The organism is Gilliamella sp. A7 (assembly GCF_002142015.1).
Classification (GTDB): Bacteria; Pseudomonadota; Gammaproteobacteria; order Enterobacterales; family Orbaceae; genus Gilliamella; species Gilliamella apis_A.
Genome location: NZ_NASN01000002.1, coordinates 73933 through 94282, shown reverse-complemented (window position 1 = coordinate 94282; position 20350 = coordinate 73933). Strand labels below are relative to the sequence as shown.

Below are 20350 nucleotides of genomic sequence, written 5' to 3'. Positions count from 1 at the left end.
CCAATTAGCTTGTTATCGATAAACTTACTTAAGTTCGACAACTGCACCAGATTCTTCAAGTGCTTTTTTAAGTTCATCTGCGTCAGCTTTACTAACACCTTCTTTAACAGTTGCTGGAGCTGATTCAACAAGGTCTTTAGCTTCTTTTAAGCCTAAACCAGTTGCACCACGAACTGCTTTGATAACAGCTACTTTGTTAGCACCAACATCTTTTAAGATTACATCAAATTCAGTTTTTTCTTCTGCTGCTTCAGCTGGACCAGCTGCTGCAACTGCTACAGCTGCTGCTGCAGAAACGCCAAATTTTTCTTCCATCATAGATACAAGTTCAACAACATCCATTACAGACATTTCAGCAACTGCATCTAAAATTTGTTCTTTAGTGATAGACATAATATAGTTTCCCAAATTTACATTTTTTTAATTAATAAAATTCACAATCATACTACTATTAAGCAGCTTCTTTTTGATCGCGAACCGCTGCAAGAGTACGAACCAATTTGCCAGCTGCGGCTTCTTTCATGGTTGACATCAAGCGAGCTAATGCTTCTTCATAAGTAGGTAATGTTGCTAAGCGATCAATGTTCGCTGCAGTAATCAACTCACCTTCAAAGGCTGCGGCTTTAATCTCAAAATTATCATTTTCTTTTGCAAACGCTTTAAAAATACGCGCTGCAGCACCTGGGTGCTCATTTGAAAACGCAATTAGAGTTGGACCAACAAACGTATCTTTTAAGCACTCGTATTGAGTTCCCTCAACAACACGGCGTAATAAGGTGTTACGAACAACACGCATATAAACACCAGCTTCACGAGCAGATTTACGTAATGCAGTCATTTTTTCTACAGTTACGCCACGAGAATCAGCAACAACTGCAGATAGCGCACCTTTGGCTATTTCATTAACTTCAGCAACAATTTCTTGTTTATTTTGAAGATTTAGTGCCATTGGTATTGCTCCTGGATTAAACTAGGCAAAGCCTAGAATTACTTTAACTAACTACAAATGTAGCTAGCACAATCACGATGAGCAGAATTCCTGTATTATATCTTATCAGGTTCTGTCACCGTCTACGTAGGAAAATTAAGTAATTAAATATCAATTACACCTACGGTCTTGGACGGGGTCTGGTTAAGGCCAGACACCAACCGATTCTTTGTTCAATTATTAATTAAACAGATGCATTTAAAGTTGCTTGATCGATAGCAACACCAGCGCCCATTGTAGTAGAAAGATTAACTTTCTTCACAAATACACCTTTTGAAGATGCTGGTTTTGCACGTTTTAAAGCAACAAGTAATGCTTCTAAATTCTCTTTAAGTTTATCTGCATCAAAATCAGCTTTACCGATAGTAGTATGGATAATACCATTTTTATCATTACGGTAGCGGATTTGACCTGCTTTAGCATTTTTAACAGCTTCAGCAACATTAGGTGTTACAGTACCAACTTTAGGGTTTGGCATTAAGCCACGAGGTCCTAAAATTTGACCTAATTGACCAACAACACGCATAGCGTCTGGAGATGCGATAACAACGTCAAAGTTCATTTCGCCTTTTTTGATTTGATCTGCTAGATCATCCATGCCAACTAATTCAGCACCAGCTTCTTTAGCAGCATCAGCGTTTGCACCTTGAGTAAATACAGCAACACGAACACTACGTCCTGTACCATGAGGAAGAACGATAGCACCACGTACATTTTGATCTGATTTACGTGAATCGATACCTAAATTAACAGCAACATCAACGCTTTCAGTAAATTTAGCTGTAGCAAGTTCTTTTAATAAAGCGATTGCTTCATTGATATCATATAATTTAGTTGCGTTTACTTTTTCGCGGATAAGTTTAGCTTTTTTAGATAATTTAGCCATGAATTAACCCTCCACTTCCAAGCCCATTGAACGTGCAGTTCCTTCGATAGAACGCATCATCGTTTCAATGGTTGCACCATTCATATCAGCAGCTTTTAATTCAGCGATTTCGCGAATTTGAGCGCTAGTTACTTTACCGACTTTTTTCTTATTCGGTTCACCAGAACCAGACTTGATTTTAGCCGCTTTCTTTAATAATACTGCAGCAGGAGGAGTCTTAGTTACAAAAGTGAATGAACGGTCAGAATATACAGTAATAACTACTGGAATAGGTAAACCTTTTTCCATGCTTTCTGTTTTAGCGTTAAATGCTTTACAGAATTCCATAATATTCACACCGTGTTGACCAAGTGCTGGACCAACTGGTGGACTAGGATTTGCTGCACCAGCTGCAACTTGCAACTTGATGTAGGCTTGTACTTTTTTTGCCATTTTAGTTTCCTTCTCTCGGGTGCAAACGCCTCTATTAATAATAGTTATTAATAAATAGACAGCTCCCCTAAGTTAAATGAGGGCGAAATTATCCTACAACTAATACAAAAATGCAACATTTATTTGTTGAAGGATAAAACAAAAGCAGAGTTCATTACTCTGCTTTTATATACAATAAAAAATATTAAAAAGTTTTACAGTACGTCGATAGCGTTAAGTTCTTTAAATGCAAGTTCTAAACGAGCAACTAAAGATTCTTGTCCTTTACGTAACCATACACGAGGATCGTAATATTTTTTATTCGGCGCATCAATACCTTCAGGGTTACCTAATTGACCTTGAAGATAAGCTTCATTCGCTTTGTAGTAATCTAAAACACCAGCCCAGTTTGCCCATTGAGTATCAGTATCGATATTCATTTTAACAACACCATAGCTAACTGCTTCTGCAATTTCTTCTTGAGTTGAACCTGAACCACCATGGAAAACGAAGTTTAATGATTTAGCTGGTAAATTAAATTTCTCAGATACATATTTTTGAGAATTATCTAGAATTTTTGGCGTTAATTTCACATTACCTGGTTTGTAAACACCGTGAACATTACCGAATGATGCAGCAATAGTAAAACGTGGGCTAATTTCGCTTAAACGCTCATAAGCATAAGCAACATCTTCTGGTTGTGTATATAACGCAGAACTATCCATATGGCTATTATCTACACCATCTTCTTCACCACCAGTACAACCTAGTTCTAACTCTAATGTCATTTTCATCGCAGACATACGAGCAAGGTATTGACAACAAATATCAATATTATCTTTTAATGTTTCTTCAGAAAGATCGATCATATGAGAAGAGAATAAAGGTTTACCTGTTTTAGCAAAGTGAGCTTCACCAGCATCAAGTAATCCATCAACCCATGGAAGAAGTTTTTTAGCACAGTGGTCGGTATGAAGAATAACTGGTACACCGTATTTTTCAGCCATAAGATGAACATGTTTAGCACCTGAAACCGCACCTAAAACTGCAGCTTCTTGTCCATCTAATTTTAAGCCTTTACCAGCGATAAATTGAGCACCGCCATTAGAAAATTGAACAATTACTGCTGAACCAACTTTAGCTGCCGTTTCAATTACTGCGTTAATTGTATTTGTATCAACACAGTTAACAGCAGGTAAAGCAAAATTATTCTCACGCGCAATTTGAAAAACTTTTTGAACATCATCACCAGTAACAACACCAGGTTTAACGACATCAGAAATCTTTGTAGCCATTTTAATTCCTATAGATTTATTTATATAAAAAGCAAAGGATGAGTAATTGGCTCATCCTTCTTATCGAAATAGAATATTAAGCTTTTGCTCTCTCTTCTAACATTGCAACAGCTGGTAGTTTTTTACCTTCAACAAACTCAAGGAATGCACCACCACCAGTAGAAATATAAGAAATTTTATCTTCAATACCAAATAAGTCAATTGCAGCTAATGTATCACCGCCACCAGCGATTGAGAAACCTTGGCTATCGGCAATTGCTTTAGCAACAATTTCAGTACCACGACGGAAATTAGGGAACTCAAATACGCCAACAGGACCATTCCATAAAATAGTTTTTGCGTTTTTGATAATTTCAGCTAACACTTCTGCTGATTGGTCGCCTAAATCAAGAATTTGTTCATTTTCTTTCACATCTTTAACTGATTTTTCAGTTGCAGTAGCTGTTTCGCTAAATTCAGTTGCTACACGAACATCGGTAGGAACAGGAATTTGACAGTTAGTCATTAATTTTTTAGCTTCAGGAATTAAATCAGCTTCATAAAGTGATTTACCAACATTATAGCCTTCTGCAGCGATGAATGTATTTGCGATACCACCGCCAACAATAATTTGGTCAGCAATTTTTGATAAAGAATCAAGAACAGTTAGTTTAGTTGATACTTTAGAACCAGCAACAATCGCAACCATTGGACGAGCTGGATTATCAAGTGCTTTACCTAAAGCATCAAGTTCAGCTGCTAATAATGGACCAGCACAAGCAACTGGAGCAAACTTACCAGCACCGTGAGTAGAAGCTTGAGCACGGTGAGCAGTACCAAACGCATCCATTACATAAATGTCGCAAAGTGCTGCATATTTTTTAGATAAGGTTTCATCATCTTTACCTTCACCTACGTTAAAACGTACGTTTTCAAGAACAACAAGTTCACCTTCGTTAACATCAACACCATCAAGGTAATCTTTAACTAAACGAACAGGGAAAGAAACATGTTCTTTTAAGTAATCAACTACTGGTTGTAAAGAGAATTCCGGGTTATATTCGCCTTCAGTTGGTCGGCCAATATGAGAAGTAACCATTACTTTAGCACCTTTTTTAATGGCTTCTTCAATAGTAGGTAATGATGCTTTAATTCGCGCATCTGAAGTAACCTTACCATTTTTAACCGGCACATTAAGATCTGAGCGAATAAATAAACGTTTCCCTTTTAGATCAAGATCTTGCATTCTAATGATAGACATGAGACTTCCTCTTATAAATATAAAAACAATAAAATTTTTGCTATTCTAACATAAAATTTCTAATTAGGTTACAATCAATATCGGTTATATAGTAAACATTTACTCGAAATTAGTGATTTATATTTTTTATAGTAAATTTTTTTATGTAACAGCATTGACAATGGAAAGAAAATCAGGCATATTTCCCCGCCTTATTAATATGTATTTTTATTTAAACTTGGGAGTTGACTTTGGCTAATATCAAATCAGCTAAAAAGCGTGCGGTTCAATCCGAAAAACGTCGTAAACATAATGCTAGTAACCGTTCAATGATGCGTACTTATGTTAAAAAAGTTTACGCAGCTGTTGCAGCTGGTGATAAACAAACAGCTGAAGTAGCATTCAAAGACATGCAAGCAGTTGTTGACCGTCAAGCGGCTCGTGGTCTAATCCACAGAAACAAAGCAGCACGTCATAAAGCGAATTTAATTAAACAGATTAAAGCATTAGCTTAATTTTCTAATCTGTTGACAATAGAGTTAAAGAAAATTAAAAAAAGTGGTGTAAGCCACTTTTTTTATTTATATACTGTTATTTAAATTTATATGAATAAAAGAAAAGAGAGCATATTGTGGTTCAACGTGATTATGTAAGAAAAAAGAGCCAATCAAAATCAAAGGCTAAAAAAAATAAGTCACGGATATTACCATCTTTAATGATAGTTCTTGCGATTATCATTATTGGTTTGTTTTCTACTATTTTATATTTGCTTTCAACAAATCATCCAGAAAAACCGATTGAACGTCCGAAAGTAAAAACCGAGTCACCGGTAGCAACTCTACCTGAACAACCACAAGAACGTTGGACCTATCTTAAAGAATTAGAAACACCAAATGCGAGTAGTGGAACCAATTCCGCTGCAAAAGAAAGACAACAAATCTTAGACAGTTTTATCAATAATTCTTCTACGACACCTACTACATCAACAAATGCTGAAAATAGTAAATGGTTACTACAGTGTGGTGCATTTAAAGAAAAAACAAATGCAGACACATTAAAAGCATCCCTAGCAATGACTGGTACTAGTGGTAATATAACCTTGAGTCAACAGTTATATCGAGTTACTGTTGGTCCATATACAAACAAAACTGATGCACAAAAAGTATTAAACACATTAAAAAATAATGGGATAAATAATTGCATTATTTCTAACTAAGTGAAGGTATATTATGGGTATACTTAAGCATATGCAGTCATTTTTAGTAATGTTATGGGTTCGAATAAATCATGATAGATTAACTACTTCGGCAGCAGAACTAGCTTATACAACCATACTTGCACTAGTCCCTCTGATTACAGTTATTTTTTCATTACTCTCAGCATTCCCTATGTTTGACGAAGTAAGTCTGTCATTAAAACAACTCATTTATAGTAATCTCGTTCCCACTGCTAGTGATACTATCCAAAATTATCTTGAGCAATTTATCGCCAATACAAAAAAAATGACCTTGGTTGGCATTATCGGTTTAATAGTAACATCGCTATTACTGATTAACTCTATTAATAACGTACTTAATCGTATCTGGCGAACCAAACGAAAACGCTCTTTCATGTATAACTTAACTATGTATTGGACCATTTTGACTTTAGGCCCTATTTTAGTTGGCTCAAGTGTTGCTGTAAGCTCTTATATATTTTCACTAAAGTGGTTATCCGATGCTGCTAGTGGCGATGTACTACTAAGTACTTTGCCATTTATTATATCTATTGTCGGGTTTTGGTTACTCTACAGCATTATACCTACCGAATCAGTACCATTTAAAGAAGCCGTAATCGGTGCATTAGTTGCTGCGATATTATTTGAAATTGGTAAACGTGCTTTTGCGCTGTACGTAACATCATTTCCTACTTATCAACTTATTTATGGTGTAGTGTCCTCAATTCCTATTATGCTAGTTTGGATCTATTGTTCTTGGTGTATTGTCTTATTTGGTGCTGAATTTGCAGCAACACTCAACGACTACAATAGACAGAGCAAAGACCACTTAAAACATTCATCCCAATCGGAGTAATATAAAAATGATTGCCTTAATCCAACGAGTAAAACACGCTTCAGTTGCTGTAAATAACCAAATTATTGGCGAAATAGATCAGGGATTATTGGTTTTACTTGGTGTTGAACAAGGCGATAATGAACAAAAAGCGATCCGTTTAAGTGAAAAAGTGCTGGGCTATCGTATTTTCAGTGACAATGATGGCAAAATGAATCTCAATGTTCAACAAATTAATGGCAAACTATTGATTGTTTCTCAGTTTACACTAGCCGCTGATACTCAAAAAGGTATGCGGCCAAGTTTTACAAAAGGGGCTTCGCCAGATATGGCCAATGAACTTTACCAATTTTTTGTCAAACAGTGCCAACAGCATATTGAAACACAAACAGGGCAATTTGCAGCCGATATGCAAGTAGAGCTGATTAATGATGGCCCAGTAACATTTTGGCTACAAGTTTAACCATTCAGTCTTAAAGGAACGATCTTCTAAATTTTTTAAATAAATATAACTCACTTATTTAATTTTATTCAGCCATTTTAATACCAATCCTTGGTGAGTAAGGCCCCAATTATTTAATTTATTTTCATAGAACTGCTTTAATTCGTCCCATTTGTAGTAAGGATAATTGTTGGTTTTTAAAGGTAAATGGACTTCTCGCTCATTTAGCATCACTTTAACTAATATAGGCTGATCAACTTGTTCACTTCTATAAAATATCCATTGAATGTTGGCTGCCATTGGAATAATTTTATCGGCTTGCCAAACATAAGGATAATCAGTTACAGGATTTGCTACTGTATTGGTACCTTCAATTTCCATCAATGTCGCTAAAGGTGATACAGTTTCGGCATGAGCAAAGCGTAAATTAGCATCAATATCATTATTAGCTATCGCGTTATCAGCTGTTGTTAACATATCTAATAATAATGGCGCAGCAATCTTAATTTGGATGCCATTACTATCAAAAGCAGGACCAATTTGTAAATAATTTTTTGCCGTAACAACAGTACTAAACCATAATAACTGATCTTTAGTGAAGTAACCGCTAAAATCAAGATGATTATCGGCTAATACTGGCGGTGAAAAGGATAATAATTCTTGATAAAGTTGATAAACAGCAAGCACAAAATTTTGCGTTTTAACTATAGACTTTTCTGATAGCGAGATACCATTATTCAATTGATGAATAAAATCAGATGTGAAGATCAAACTTGCGATATTTTTACTCATCTCTACTGATTTAGTATCATTTTCTAATGATTTTAGTGTATTTTTAATTATTCTATTTTTCTTATATTTAGCATAAGCAGGTGAATATTCAAAAAAACGTAACAACGTTTGCTGATCTTCTGGTTGTTGATTAACGTTTAGATTAAGATATTTGGTTTTGAATGTATTAATAAAGATTTCAGCCGTTTCTTTAGCCCGTGGAGAAGTTGATGAAATAACCGCTATTTTTTGACCTTTAAACACTGTTGGATTATTCGTTAACATCCGTTGACTAATTAAACTTATATCTTTTCGTCCAAGATCACTAAGCTCACCATAGTGATTTTTATTAAGTTCTCTAATAGTAATAATCTGCGTTAATAATAATTTCCCTTTTTCAGTTAGTTGATTATTTTTTTCCGCCAAAACTAAAATATTATAAGCAATATCTTCATATTTAGCTTTACTGATATAACGAGAACCATGACGACCAATATGATCAATATAAAACGCTTGATACCCACTAGGAGCAGGAGTAAGGGATTGTCTTGCATTATATTGATATGCAGTCTTTGAACCTGAAATCATCGTTTCAGCAAAACTCAATGGCGTAAAAAGCGTAAGCATAATAGCTAACATCTGATTTGCAGGCTGAATAATAAAAAAATTTTTTATAAAAGACATAATTACCCCTAACTATAATTAATAATATAAGAGCAAAATAGCAGACCAATATTTTTAAGCTAATTGTATAACATTAATAACATTATTTAACTGAAGATTATGCAATTATTTTAATAACACTCTTTCAATTTTTAAAAAAAAGATTATCTTATTATATATTTTATCCAACTAATTTAATTGAATTAAAACATAATGAAATTATATGGCCTTTCTGGTACTAAAATTAGTAGTGCATTTATTTCGTCATGCATTAATACTCCTTATAACACAACTCGTTTTCTTAAAGATTTGATTGCCGGAATAACTGTTGGCATTATTGCTATTCCGCTAGCTATGGCGTTAGCTATAGCAAGTGGTGTTGCACCTCAACATGGGCTATATACAGCGATTATTGCTGGTTTCGTGATAGCACTTACAGGCGGTTCACGCTTCAGCGTTTCCGGTCCAACGGCAGCTTTTGTGGTAATTTTATACCCGGTCTCGATACAATTTGGTTTATCGGGCCTATTAATTGCCACCTTACTTTCAGGCATATTTTTAATATTAATGGGTATAATTAGATTAGGCCGCTTAATAGAATATATTCCTCTACCGGTAGTATTAGGTTTTACCTCTGGTATTGCAATAACAATTGCAACGATGCAAATTAAAGATTTTTTCGGTTTAACACTGGAACATATGCCTGAAAGCTATATCAATAAAGTTATTGAATTAGTGAAGACATTGCCAACGATTAATATCGCCGATACATCTGTGGGATTAATCACACTTGTTGTACTAATCATTTGGCCAAAATTTCGAATGAAAATCTCTGGCCATTTACCAGCATTAGTCGCAGGTGTATTAACAATGTTAATCTTCAATCAATTTGGATATCAAATAGAAACAATTGGCTCACGATTTACTTATACATTGGCAGATAATACTACTGGTCATGGTATTCCGCCAGTTTTACCAGAATTTATCTTACCATGGGAACATGCTAATTTTACTTGGGATTGGGCAACATTAAGTGCTTTAATTCCAATCTCAATTACTATGGCAATGTTATGTGCTATTGAATCACTACTTTGTGCCGTAGTTTTAGATGAGATGACACATACTAAACATCATTCGAATAGTGAATTGATTGGCCAAGGTCTAGGTAATATTATCGCCCCATTTTTTGGTGGAATTTCAGCAACAGCAGCTATTGCACGTTCAGCAGCAAATGTAAAAGCCGGAGCGACTTCACCTATTGCAGCAGTATTGCATGCGTTAATTGTTTTATTGGCCCTCATCTGTTTTGCACCACTATTATCCTTTATTCCCTTATCAGCAATGGCCGCACTATTATTAATTGTTGCATGGAATATGAGTGCCGTGCAGCGAGTTATTTATATTATTAAACGTGCCCCTAAAGATGATATTATAATCATGCTTATTTGCATGTCACTGACTGTATTATTCGATATGGTTATCGCTATAACAATTGGTATTGTATTAGCTTCTATCTTATTTATGCGTCGTATTGCAAGAATGACTCGTTTGGTCGAATTAAGTCATGGAAATGAGAAAACATTAGTACTACGTATTAGTGGTCCATTGTTCTTTGCCGCTGCTGAGCGTACCTTTTTAGAGTTATACCAAAAAATTAATGGTTATCAACATATCGTTTTACAGTGGGATGCAGTACCTATTCTTGATGCAGGTGGTTTAAATGCGCTTATTCACTTTATTGATGAATTACCTGCGCAAGTGGATCTCTCAATTTGCGAATTACAATTTCAACCATTAAAAACTTTAGCCCGCGCAAAAATTGTACCAATTCCAAACAAATTAATGTTTTATTCAACTTTAGATGAAGCACTGAAAGATAAAATTTAAATGCGAAATTCGTTTTATTATATTGCTTAAATACTATACTTAGTGAAAACATAGTATCTGATTTTCACTAAGTATTTTGCATCACCTATATACCTTGTCCTTTTCCAAAATAATATAAGTAAAAGTTAGCCTTGCAAGATAGTACTTGTTTAATTCTTTACATTAACAACAAAAATAGGAAATTAATATGACAACTAATAAAAACACTATTCAAGATGTTAAGCATAAAGCGAATTGGTTTATTGTAATTGGTGTGATTTTAATTGTTCTCGGTTGCTTGGCATTGGGTTATCAATTCATGGCTACCGTTTTTTCTGTTTATTTTATCGGGTCACTGCTGTTAATCGCCGGCATCATTCAAGTTATACACGCATTTAATATCAAAGGTTTTGGCCAAACAGCCTTATGGGCAATCATGGGGATTTTATATATCTTTATTGGAGGGATGGCTTTTTTCCAACCGATTACCGTCTCATCAGCACTAACTTTACTGATTTCATTATTATTGACTATTAGTGGATTTAGCCAAATTTTTGCAGCAATGAGTAATCGCAATATCCCTCGTTGGGGATGGGTAGTTTTTTCGGGAATTATTAACATCATTTTAGGGCTAATGCTAATAGCTGGTTGGCCATATGATAGTGTTTGGGTATTAGGAATGTTTTTAGGTATCGATCTAGTTTTCCAAGGTTTTGCCTATATTGCTATTGGTTTCGCATTAAAAAATCACTAAATAGCGATAGTTTATCTTATTGCTCACAACACAGCTTGTGAGCAAGCAAAATTCCGCAACATATCAAAAATAAAAATCTGATAATTAGCAATGGCTATTTATAACTTTTATTGGTTTTCGCTTTAACCTCACGCATTGATTGCAAAATTCGATGATAATTATCTAATCTTGATGGTGCGATAGCTCCTTCTGATACCGCTTTTTGTAATAGACACCCTGGTGTATCTAAGTGATTGCAATCTCTAAATTGGCAACCACCTAAATAATCATCAAACTCAACAAAACCACCAATAACTTGCTCTGGCTCTAAATGCCATAAACCGAATTCTCGGATTCCCGGCGAATCAATAATATCGCCACCATTAGGTAAATGGTAAAGTCGAGTTGAAGTTGTGGTATGTTGGCCAAGACCCGATATCTCAGAGACCTCACCAGTTAACGTCGCTTGATCATGAGGTAATAGCAAATTAATGATACTTGATTTGCCCACACCAGATTGGCCAACCAATATCGATATTTTGTCATCCAGCACCTTTTGTAAAGGTTCAATACCCTGCTGTGATAGACATGAAACATATAAAACTTGATAACCAATTTTAGTGTAAATTTGTAACTGCTGCTCAATTTCCTGTTTTTTGTGCTTATTAAGCAAATCAATTTTATTTAATACGATAATTGGGGTAATTTTAGTCGCTTCACATGCAACCAAATAACGATCGATGATATTAAATGATAATTCAGGTAATACCGCAGAAATAATAACAATTTGATCGACATTTGCAGCAACAGGCTTAACGCCATCATAAAAATCAGGTCGCACTAATTCAGAATGGCGCGGATGAACAGCTTCAATAATACCATTAGTATTTGGTTCTAAACTTTCACGCCATAATACTTTATCACCCGTTACCAAAGATGGCAGCGTACGACGAATACTACAACGATAAATAATTCCAGTGTTATCTTCAACATCAGCAGATTTGCCAAAGCGACTAATCACCACCCCTTCTTGTGGCGCAGAGAAATTAGACAGATTTTCATCTAGCTTAGTTTCTAAACGCTGCTGATGCTTAGCGGCCATACGCCTTTGTTGATTTTTTGAAAGTTGTTTTTTTGCCACGATAACTAATTTTTTGCTCAAACGATTTAGTACTTATGCTACACTACTCGGCATTAAAAAGAAAATTAATACCGCAAATTATGACTACACAATCAAATATAAACAGTAATAATCTAATCTGGATTGACCTTGAAATGACAGGGCTCGATCCAAACAGAGATCGTATTATTGAAATTGCCACCATCGTAACTGACTCTAATTTAAATATCCTTGCTGAAGGTCCAGTTATTGCTGTTCATCAATCAGATGAACAACTTGCACTTATGGATGATTGGAATCAAAAAACTCATGGTAAATCAGGCTTAATCGAACGTGTTCGACAAAGTACCATTGCCGAACAGCAAGCAGAACAACAAACAATTGAATTTTTAAAACAATGGGTGCCGGAAAACTGTTCACCAATCTGTGGCAATACCATTGGTCAAGATCGCCGTTTTCTCTTTAATTACATGCCAAATTTAGAAAAGTATTTTCATTACCGTTATCTAGATGTTAGTACGATTAAAGAATTAGCCAGACGTTGGAAACCGGAAATTTTAAAAGGTATCAGTAAACAGAGTTCACATCAAGCGTTGGATGATATTCGTGATTCAATTGCCGAATTAGTTTATTACCGACAACACTTTTTTAATCTAACTAATGAATTATCATGAGTATTTTATACACGATTTTACTTTATTTAATTCAACCGTTTGTCTGGATAAGACTACTTTGGCGTAGCCGTAAAGCGCCAGATTATCGTAAACGCTGGTTAGAACGTTATGGATTTTGCAAAAATGAAGTCAAATCAGGTGGAATTTTAGTACATGCCGTATCGGTCGGCGAAACCCTTGCTGCAATTCCGCTGATTAAAGCACTGCAAAACCAATATCCACGGTTACCCATTACAGTCACAACCATGACGCCTACAGGATCAAAACAAGTTAAATCATTACTAAAAGACAGTGTTAGCCATGTCTATTTACCTTATGATTTACCTTGCGCAATACATCGTTTCTTAAAAACAGTCCAACCTAAATTAGTAATAATTATGGAAACAGAGCTTTGGCCAAACTTAATTAGCCAATGTCATAACAAAAAAATTCCATTGATCATTGCTAATGCCCGTTTATCTGAACGTTCAGCCAAAAGATACCATAAACTAGGGAAAGCAATTAATAAATTACTCGCTAAAATCAGCACCGTTGCCGCCCAAAATAAACAAGATGGTGATAGATTTATCTCATTGGGTCTACCAGTCGATCACTTAGAGGTAACAGGTAGTATTAAGTTTGATATTGAACTCACTGACAAACAGCAACAAAATATTACGCAGTTAAAACAGCAATGGCAATTACATCGGCCTGTATTAATCGCTGCCAGCACCCATTCAGGGGAAGATGAAATCATTTTATCAGCATTTAAACAACTTCTTAAAAATCACCCTAACTTATTGCTTATTTTGGTCCCTCGCCACCCAGAACGTTTCAAAACCGTTGAAAAATTAATTGCAGACAATGGTTTGAATTATATTAAACGTAGTAGCAAACAGAATCCAACATCTGAAACACAAGTAATTTTGGGTGATACTATGGGAGAGCTGTTAGAACTTTATGGGATGGCAAATATTGCCTTTGTTGGCGGTAGTTTAATTGAGCATGGCGGTCATAATCCGTTAGAACCAGCACTACACCATATTCCAATTATTAGCGGTAAACACTTTTTTAACTTTAAAGTCATTGGCGAACAATTGATCGATGCTAATGGTATGCTGGTAAGTGATAGTGATATTGATTCGCTCTATTTAACCATAAATAGTTTATTAAATGACGAAAATCGCTGTCAGCAAATCGGCGAAAATGCCTATCAAGTATTAAAGAATAATCAAGGTGCTTTAAATCGTCTATTGACAGTTATTCATCACTATCTTGAGGAATGACTTGTGAATAAAAAACAGGGGTTATTGATAGTTAATTTAGGAACACCAAGTGCCGCAACGCCAATGGCAATTCGCAACTACTTGACTGAATTTTTACTCGATCGTCATGTTGTCGATCTACCTGCTTTTATTTGGTATCCAATTTTAAAATACCTTGTACTACCTAAACGCGTCCCCTACATCATCAACCATTATCAAAAAATATGGATTGAGGGTGAATCACCATTACTTCATTACAGTAAACGCTTAATTAATCAATTACAATTAGCATTACCTAATATGCAATGTGAATTAGCTATGACCTATGGTGAACCAAACTTACTCTCGGCGTTAAACAAGTTAACGTCATGTGAACAAATTACATTATTACCGTTATTTCCACAGTATTCTACGACGACAACTCAAGCGGTATTAGATAAAGTTAAGCAATTTATTGCAGATAATAATATCAATATTAATCTTAGCTATATTCATGATTATGCCGACCACCCAAGTTATATTGATGCTCTTTATTCACAAGTCCAGCAAGCGTTTTCAATCCAAGGGCAGCCTGATGCATTACTCCTTTCTTATCATGGTATTCCCAAACGCTATATTGATAAACGCCAAGACGACTATGTGCAAAGATGTCAGTTAACCACTAAATTATTGACAAACAAATGCCAAGCAAATGGTATCGACTCAACAATAATAATGGCTTATCAATCAAAGTTTGGTAAAGGGAAATGGGTTGAACCCAACACTAGCGATATATTAGAAAAATTGGCTAAAACAGGCACTAAATATGTTCAGGTTATCTGTCCAGGTTTTTCAGCGGATTGTATTGAAACCCTTTATGAAATTGATGAACAAAATCGAGAAATATTCCTAAATGCTGGTGGTAAAAAATTTTATTATATCCCTGCCTTAAACGATACGTATCTACAGGTTGAATTAATCAAAGGTATACTTGAAAAAACGCCTTTCCTCAAAAAATTTTAACTGATTAAGATTTATTTTTAACAGGAATTAAATCTTATCAACACAAGTTTAAATTGATTAATATTAAAGCTAAATAACCAACTAATCTAACTAGTGTGATGAACCTGTGTTACGATGATAGTTAAAAATTATTTGCGCTCAAAGGAGAATACTCGATGAAAATAATCATCATTGGCGCTCAAGCTGCTGGTGCCAGTGCCGCAGCAAAAGCCAAAAGAAAGGATCCCAATGCAACCATTTGCATTTATGAGAAATCAGATATTGTTTCATTTGGTGCTTGTGGACTACCTTATTTTATTGGCAATCATTTTCAAGATGAAAATGAAATGATATCTAGAACACCAAATCAATTTGCAAAAGATGGGATTGAAATCAAAACGTTACATGAAGTTATTGCTATTGATGCAAAATTAAAAAAAATTACAGTCAAAGATCTTAATACCAATAACTGTTTTGATGATGATTATGACAAATTACTTATTGCGGTTGGAGCAGCACCAATAATTCCACCTTTAGAAAATCGCCAACTGGAAAATATTTTCACTTTACGTGATATATATGATGGTCTGGCAATAAAAAGTGCCTTAGCTAATCCACAAAATACCAATGTTGTAGTCATTGGTGCTGGCTACATAGGGCTTGAAGTAACCGAATCTTTAGTGGAATTAAACAAAAATGTAAAATTAATTCAATTAGATGATAGAGTATTGGTCGATGCCTTTGATGCGGAACTTACCGAGATTATTGAAGAAAACTTAAAACAACGTTGTGATTTACATCTACAAGAACGAGTACAAGGTTTTGAAGGTGTACAGAAAGTTACCCATGTTATTACCGATAAAGCTAAATATGCAGCAGATATTGTCATTATAGCTACAGGGGTAAAACCTAACAGTGAAGTATATAAAGATTTGGATATTGAAACGCTTAATAATGGTGCAATTATTATCGATAATTATGGCCAAACAAATATTGCAGATGTTTATGCTGCTGGTGATTGTGTCGCACTATATCATCGAGTTAGTCAATCAATGACTTATATACCACTAGCTACTGGTGCCAATAAATTAGGTAAAACAGTTGGTGACAATTTAGCTGGTGGAAATAACCAATTCCCAGGCACACTTGGTACATCAGCATTGAAAGTATTTGATATTGAAGCCGGCCGAACAGGTCTAACAGAATCACAAGCAATCAAAGCAGGGATTCCTCACAAAACGGTAATCGTCAAAGATAAAAATCACAGTAACTATGTCGAAGGGCAAACTGGCATAATCGCTAAACTCATTTATCACGCCGAAACCCGTATTTTATTAGGTGGCCAAATAGCGGGAGGAAACGGTGCTGCATTAAGAACCAATAGTTTAGCCACAGCCATCTGGGCCAATATGAAAATTGATGAATTAGCCATGATGGACTTTTTATACGCACCACCTTTTTCAAGACCATGGGATATTTTAAATATAGCTGGTGGTATTGCTAAATAGTATTAAAACATATTAATTATTTACAATATGTTAGGTTATTAACATTAAAAATCTGTGGTAGGGTTAATTTATTATTAACCCTACCACAATAAGATCATTAAAGAATTAATTCAATTTTATCCAAAAGCTGGGGGTAAACCATGTCAGATGCCATTTTTCAGGGGACTTTTTTTGAAAAGTTCTTATCTATCACCCATTATCAAACCTTAATAGGCATTGGCTTATTGCTGTTTTGCTTTTTTGCGATAATGCGACCACTGCAAACCAAAAAAGTTAATTTTTCTATTCGTATGCTAGTTGGCTTAGTACTTGGCGCCGTACTGGGTTTAGGTATTCAAGCAGCTGCAGGTTTTCCAAATAGCTCAACAATTTGGATGCAAGAAACCGCAACATGGTATGGCCTATTCGGCCGAGCCTTTATAGCCTTTATTCGCATGCTGGTTATCCCACTCATTTTCCTCTCAATTGTAAAAGTGATTATTGATTTTTCTGGTAAAGAAAATTTACCGCAAATCGCATTCAGAGGTATTTTTTGGCTACTGTTCACTACAGCAATTGCCTGTATTATCGGGATTATCTTAGCTAATGTATTATCATTAGGTGAACTAAGTTCAACCGCAGCCAAAACTGCGGTTGCCAAACAATACACCAATATTATTGATACATTCGTCAATCTTATCCCTAGTAACATCATTGCTTCCATGGTAAAAGAGAATATTGTTGGTTTAGTCATCTTTTCGGCATTAATGGGACTCGCTGCTAATCGCATGGAAAAAAAGAACCCTCAACCTATTGCCCTTTTCAAAACCTTTATTGAAGCACTTTATAAAATTATCATGTCAATTGCCATGACGGTCATCAAATATATGCCTTATGCGGTAATTGCCTTACTTGCTCGTACCATTATTTCAAATGGCATACCTGCAATTATTGAAGTTTCAAGCTTTGTATTAGCAATTTACCTTGCAACCATATTAATGCTTGTAGTACATATTGTGATTGTGATGATGCATGGAGTTTCACCAATCATATTTATTAAAAAAGCGCTTGGCACATGGTTACTGGCCTTCACCAGCCGTTCATCAGTTGGTACATTACCTATGACAATATCAACATTGACGGTCAGAATGGGGGTAAATACCGGCACGGCTAATCTAGTAGGATCATTGGGTAGCACAATGGGAATGAATGGTTGTGCTGGATTTTTCCCTGCACTGCTTGCCGTAATGGTTGCCCATATGGTAGGGATTAATACTGATATCCAATTTTATATTATGCTAGTGATTGTGGTGGTTATTGGTTCGATTGGTATCGCTGGTATCCCGGGTACCGCAACTGTTGCAGCAACAGTCGTGCTATCAGGTATGGGAATGGCAGAATACTTTCCTCTAATCGGTATGGTGCTAGCCGTTGATCCCATCATAGATATGGCCAGAACCTTAGCCAATGTATCTGGTGCAATGACAGCAGCAATTGCAACTGATCATGAAGTTGGATTGATGAATATGGATATCTATAACGATCCTAACGTCACCTTGGATAATGAGCAGTCAGAAGTTTAATGATCAAAATACGCTTTCGATTTATTATTCTAAACAAATAGCAAAAAGACGCCAATTGGCGTCTTTTTAATATCAATGATAAGACAAATTAAATCGTTTTTAACCATGCTTTAACATCATCACCTAAACTCTTGTGACGCATTGCATAATGTACAAAAGTTTGGACATAACCTAATTTATTACCACAATCATGGCTTCGCCCTTTAATGCAATACGCATCGACAGGATCATTTTCTAGTAACATTGCAATTGCGTCAGTTAATTGAATTTCTCCGCCAGTACCTAATGGTGTTTTGGCTAATAAAGGCCAAATTTTTTCAGACAATACATAACGCCCTACCACAGATTGATTGGACGGTGCTTCTTCGATGGCTGGTTTTTCAACTACACTATACATTTGTGTTACATTACCAGCAGATAAGTCTTCACCGCCACAGTCAACAATACCATAAGTCGAAACAAGTTCTTTTGGTACTGGTTCAACCATGATTTGGCTATGTTTAGTCGCATGATAATTATTAATCATCGCCGCTAAATTATCTTGAGAGAGATCACTATCATACTCATCAATAATCACATCGGGTAACACAACAGCAAAAGGCTCATTACCAACTAAAGGATAAGCACAAAGTACCGCATGACCAAGACCTTTGGCTAAGCCTTGGCGAACACTTGTAATAGTGACATGTTTTGGCAATATCCCTTGTACTTCTTGCAAGAGTTGACGTTTAACTCGTGCTTCTAACATGGCTTCAAGCTCGAAGCTGGTATCAAAATGGTTTTCAATCGAATTTTTAGACGAATGTGTAACAAAAATAATTTCAGTTATTCCTGCAGCAATACACTCTTTGACAACATATTGAATAAGTGGTTTATCTACCACAGGTAACATCTCTTTAGGAATCGCTTTGGTTGCAGGTAACATTCTCGTACCAAGACCTGCAACAGGAATAACCGCTTTTTTTACTTTCCCCTTTAAAGATGGTTCAAAATTTGACGACATTTTAGTTCCTTAAAAAATAAATTAACTAATAATATTATTATAACTTTCCACTCAACGATGTCCATTTACAAATGTGTTCTTAACGCGCACTGAATTTAGCATATACAAGATCCAAATAATGCCCCAAAGAGTGCTGTTTGTTATAATAACAATATCACGGATTTCAAGTTTAAATGTAGTAAATTGATAAGTAATAAACCGGTCTAGAAGATTAAATATAATAACAAAAAATTCCAAACAGATCATTGAAGATGGGAATTTATAATTTTTAGTAAAGAACAGATAGAGCAAATAGATACTAAAAAAAATAATAATCAAATTGATACCGATTTCAATTGGATAAATCCAGTTAAGATTTTCAATATAAAAATTGGAGTCTGGATTAGTCAATTGAGACCATCCCATAAAGACAATGGCTGAACTAAAAACCAACAATAAACTACTGATTAAACCAAAAATTAATCTTATTGCAACAATAATAAGCCAGCCACCTAATCCCTTAAGGGGTGAGTTGTCAGTCATATAAATTCCTTATTTGATAATAGATAACTCTTTTGATTCAATTATTGACGGATTATCCCTGTCTTTAGCTAAAGAATCAATGGAAATATATATAATCTGACAGTTTTCTAATACCGCTTCTTTCTATTTAGGACAAATATACATATCTTCAAAACCATCATCATACATTGATGCTCGTTCAAATATATTAGCACTCCACCAAAATGTCTGTTTTGGATAATCTCGCATAAAAGTTTGACTTGTTAATTTGCCCTTTAAACCAACATAACTAGTTACTAAATGCCGACTATCTCAACTTTGAGAAGGATAAATATGAGGATATGTTGAAAGATTGCTTTCAAGTTGGTTTAACTTAAATTCAATACCTGAACGATTTGGATACTAGCAATTTTCTATTATTAAAGGTGCAGT

The 20350-nt window shown here is 35.1% G+C and carries 21 protein-coding genes; 11 read left to right on the top strand and 10 right to left on the bottom strand.

Features of this window, described 5'->3' with window-relative positions; genetic code table 11:
• Positions 1–24: 24 nt before the first annotated feature.
• The 6 genes from rplL to pgk form a co-directional block, all read right to left on the bottom strand.
• Positions 25–393: a 50S ribosomal protein L7/L12 gene (gene rplL / locus B6D18_RS01295; RefSeq protein ID WP_034884317.1), complete on the bottom strand. Its 369-nt coding sequence runs from the start codon at positions 391–393 to the stop codon at positions 25–27.
• A 58-nt stretch (positions 394–451) separates the two neighbouring features.
• The gene (rplJ, locus tag B6D18_RS01290; protein WP_086362789.1) at positions 452–949 is read right to left on the bottom strand and encodes a 50S ribosomal protein L10; all 498 of its coding nucleotides are present in this window, start codon (positions 947–949) and stop codon (positions 452–454) included.
• 223 nt (positions 950–1172) lie between these two features.
• On the bottom strand, positions 1173–1874 hold the full coding sequence (gene rplA / locus B6D18_RS01285; RefSeq protein ID WP_086362788.1) for a 50S ribosomal protein L1: 702 nt from the start codon (positions 1872–1874) through the stop codon (positions 1173–1175).
• Positions 1875–1877: 3 nt separating this feature from the next.
• A complete protein-coding gene (rplK, locus tag B6D18_RS01280; RefSeq protein ID WP_034884321.1) occupies positions 1878–2306 on the bottom strand; it encodes a 50S ribosomal protein L11 in 429 nt (142 codons plus the stop codon).
• Between the two features lie 194 nt (positions 2307–2500).
• A complete protein-coding gene (gene fbaA / locus B6D18_RS01275) occupies positions 2501–3580 on the bottom strand; it encodes a class II fructose-bisphosphate aldolase (RefSeq protein WP_086362787.1) in 1080 nt (359 codons plus the stop codon).
• 76 nt (positions 3581–3656) lie between these two features.
• The gene (pgk, locus tag B6D18_RS01270) at positions 3657–4820 is read right to left on the bottom strand and encodes a phosphoglycerate kinase (RefSeq protein ID WP_086362786.1); all 1164 of its coding nucleotides are present in this window, start codon (positions 4818–4820) and stop codon (positions 3657–3659) included.
• A gap of 230 nt (positions 4821–5050) precedes the next feature.
• Here pgk and rpsT point away from each other — a divergent pair, with 230 nt between their 5' ends.
• The 4 genes from rpsT (at position 5051) to dtd (ending at position 7313) form a co-directional block, all read left to right on the top strand.
• Complete coding sequence (gene rpsT, locus B6D18_RS01265; RefSeq protein WP_034901681.1) at positions 5051–5314, top strand: 30S ribosomal protein S20; 264 nt, start codon at positions 5051–5053, stop codon at positions 5312–5314.
• A 116-nt stretch (positions 5315–5430) separates the two neighbouring features.
• Positions 5431–6015, top strand: a complete 585-nt coding sequence (locus B6D18_RS01260; RefSeq protein ID WP_086362785.1) for an SPOR domain-containing protein — start codon at positions 5431–5433, stop codon at positions 6013–6015.
• Between the two features lie 13 nt (positions 6016–6028).
• The gene (locus tag B6D18_RS01255; RefSeq protein ID WP_086362784.1) at positions 6029–6871 is read left to right on the top strand and encodes a virulence factor BrkB family protein; all 843 of its coding nucleotides are present in this window, start codon (positions 6029–6031) and stop codon (positions 6869–6871) included.
• Positions 6872–6878: 7 nt separating this feature from the next.
• On the top strand, positions 6879–7313 hold the full coding sequence (gene dtd, locus B6D18_RS01250; RefSeq protein ID WP_086362783.1) for a D-aminoacyl-tRNA deacylase: 435 nt from the start codon (positions 6879–6881) through the stop codon (positions 7311–7313).
• A gap of 54 nt (positions 7314–7367) precedes the next feature.
• Here dtd and B6D18_RS01245 read toward each other — a convergent pair whose 3' ends face one another.
• The gene (locus B6D18_RS01245; protein WP_086362782.1) at positions 7368–8747 is read right to left on the bottom strand and encodes a histidine-type phosphatase; all 1380 of its coding nucleotides are present in this window, start codon (positions 8745–8747) and stop codon (positions 7368–7370) included.
• A gap of 192 nt (positions 8748–8939) precedes the next feature.
• Here B6D18_RS01245 and dauA point away from each other — a divergent pair, with 192 nt between their 5' ends.
• Together dauA and B6D18_RS01235 are read left to right on the top strand one after the other, a co-directional pair.
• On the top strand, positions 8940–10613 hold the full coding sequence (dauA, locus tag B6D18_RS01240; RefSeq protein ID WP_086362781.1) for a C4-dicarboxylic acid transporter DauA: 1674 nt from the start codon (positions 8940–8942) through the stop codon (positions 10611–10613).
• A 187-nt stretch (positions 10614–10800) separates the two neighbouring features.
• On the top strand, positions 10801–11346 hold the full coding sequence (locus B6D18_RS01235) for an HdeD family acid-resistance protein (protein ID WP_086362780.1): 546 nt from the start codon (positions 10801–10803) through the stop codon (positions 11344–11346).
• A gap of 94 nt (positions 11347–11440) precedes the next feature.
• On the opposite strand, the gene rsgA is transcribed toward B6D18_RS01235, so the two are convergent.
• Positions 11441–12466, bottom strand: a complete 1026-nt coding sequence (gene rsgA / locus B6D18_RS01230) for a small ribosomal subunit biogenesis GTPase RsgA (RefSeq protein WP_086362779.1) — start codon at positions 12464–12466, stop codon at positions 11441–11443.
• An 80-nt stretch (positions 12467–12546) separates the two neighbouring features.
• Between rsgA and orn the strand changes: the two genes are divergently transcribed.
• From orn to B6D18_RS01205, 5 genes are all read left to right on the top strand, one after another.
• A complete protein-coding gene (orn, locus tag B6D18_RS01225) occupies positions 12547–13119 on the top strand; it encodes an oligoribonuclease (protein ID WP_065614655.1) in 573 nt (190 codons plus the stop codon).
• Positions 13116–14384, top strand: coding sequence for a lipid IV(A) 3-deoxy-D-manno-octulosonic acid transferase (waaA, locus tag B6D18_RS01220; RefSeq protein ID WP_086362778.1), 1269 nt, complete (start codon positions 13116–13118; stop codon positions 14382–14384). The genes orn and waaA overlap by 4 nt, the downstream gene beginning before the upstream one ends.
• 3 nt (positions 14385–14387) lie before the next feature.
• Positions 14388–15365 (top strand): ferrochelatase, encoded by a 978-nt coding sequence (gene hemH / locus B6D18_RS01215; RefSeq protein ID WP_086362777.1) that lies wholly within the window; start codon positions 14388–14390, stop codon positions 15363–15365.
• Between the two features lie 155 nt (positions 15366–15520).
• Positions 15521–16852, top strand: a complete 1332-nt coding sequence (locus tag B6D18_RS01210) for a CoA-disulfide reductase (protein ID WP_086362776.1) — start codon at positions 15521–15523, stop codon at positions 16850–16852.
• Between the two features lie 140 nt (positions 16853–16992).
• Positions 16993–18414 (top strand): cation:dicarboxylate symporter family transporter, encoded by a 1422-nt coding sequence (locus B6D18_RS01205; protein ID WP_086362775.1) that lies wholly within the window; start codon positions 16993–16995, stop codon positions 18412–18414.
• Positions 18415–18502: 88 nt separating this feature from the next.
• Here the strand turns inward: B6D18_RS01205 and galU are convergent, their stop codons facing one another.
• A complete protein-coding gene (galU, locus tag B6D18_RS01200; protein WP_086362774.1) occupies positions 18503–19417 on the bottom strand; it encodes a UTP--glucose-1-phosphate uridylyltransferase GalU in 915 nt (304 codons plus the stop codon).
• 51 nt (positions 19418–19468) lie between these two features.
• On the bottom strand, positions 19469–19939 hold the full coding sequence (locus tag B6D18_RS01195; protein ID WP_086362773.1) for a DUF2569 family protein: 471 nt from the start codon (positions 19937–19939) through the stop codon (positions 19469–19471).
• Between the last annotated feature and the right edge of the window lie 411 nt (positions 19940–20350).

Coding starts and splice junctions, on each gene's coding strand:
- rplL (WP_034884317.1), bottom strand. CDS start 393: ATGTCTATCACTAAAGAACAAATTTTAGATGCAGTTGCTGAAATGTCT.
- rplJ (WP_086362789.1), bottom strand. CDS start 949: ATGGCACTAAATCTTCAAAATAAACAAGAAATTGTTGCTGAAGTTAAT.
- rplA (WP_086362788.1), bottom strand. CDS start 1,874: ATGGCTAAATTATCTAAAAAAGCTAAACTTATCCGCGAAAAAGTAAAC.
- rplK (WP_034884321.1), bottom strand. CDS start 2,306: ATGGCAAAAAAAGTACAAGCCTACATCAAGTTGCAAGTTGCAGCTGGT.
- fbaA (WP_086362787.1), bottom strand. CDS start 3,580: ATGGCTACAAAGATTTCTGATGTCGTTAAACCTGGTGTTGTTACTGGT.
- pgk (WP_086362786.1), bottom strand. CDS start 4,820: ATGTCTATCATTAGAATGCAAGATCTTGATCTAAAAGGGAAACGTTTA.
- B6D18_RS01255 (WP_086362784.1), top strand. CDS start 6,029: ATGGGTATACTTAAGCATATGCAGTCATTTTTAGTAATGTTATGGGTT.
- dtd (WP_086362783.1), top strand. CDS start 6,879: ATGATTGCCTTAATCCAACGAGTAAAACACGCTTCAGTTGCTGTAAAT.
- B6D18_RS01245 (WP_086362782.1), bottom strand. CDS start 8,747: ATGTCTTTTATAAAAAATTTTTTTATTATTCAGCCTGCAAATCAGATG.
- dauA (WP_086362781.1), top strand. CDS start 8,940: ATGAAATTATATGGCCTTTCTGGTACTAAAATTAGTAGTGCATTTATT.
- B6D18_RS01235 (WP_086362780.1), top strand. CDS start 10,801: ATGACAACTAATAAAAACACTATTCAAGATGTTAAGCATAAAGCGAAT.
- orn (WP_065614655.1), top strand. CDS start 12,547: ATGACTACACAATCAAATATAAACAGTAATAATCTAATCTGGATTGAC.
- waaA (WP_086362778.1), top strand. CDS start 13,116: ATGAGTATTTTATACACGATTTTACTTTATTTAATTCAACCGTTTGTC.
- B6D18_RS01210 (WP_086362776.1), top strand. CDS start 15,521: ATGAAAATAATCATCATTGGCGCTCAAGCTGCTGGTGCCAGTGCCGCA.
- B6D18_RS01205 (WP_086362775.1), top strand. CDS start 16,993: ATGTCAGATGCCATTTTTCAGGGGACTTTTTTTGAAAAGTTCTTATCT.
- galU (WP_086362774.1), bottom strand. CDS start 19,417: ATGTCGTCAAATTTTGAACCATCTTTAAAGGGGAAAGTAAAAAAAGCG.
- B6D18_RS01195 (WP_086362773.1), bottom strand. CDS start 19,939: ATGACTGACAACTCACCCCTTAAGGGATTAGGTGGCTGGCTTATTATT.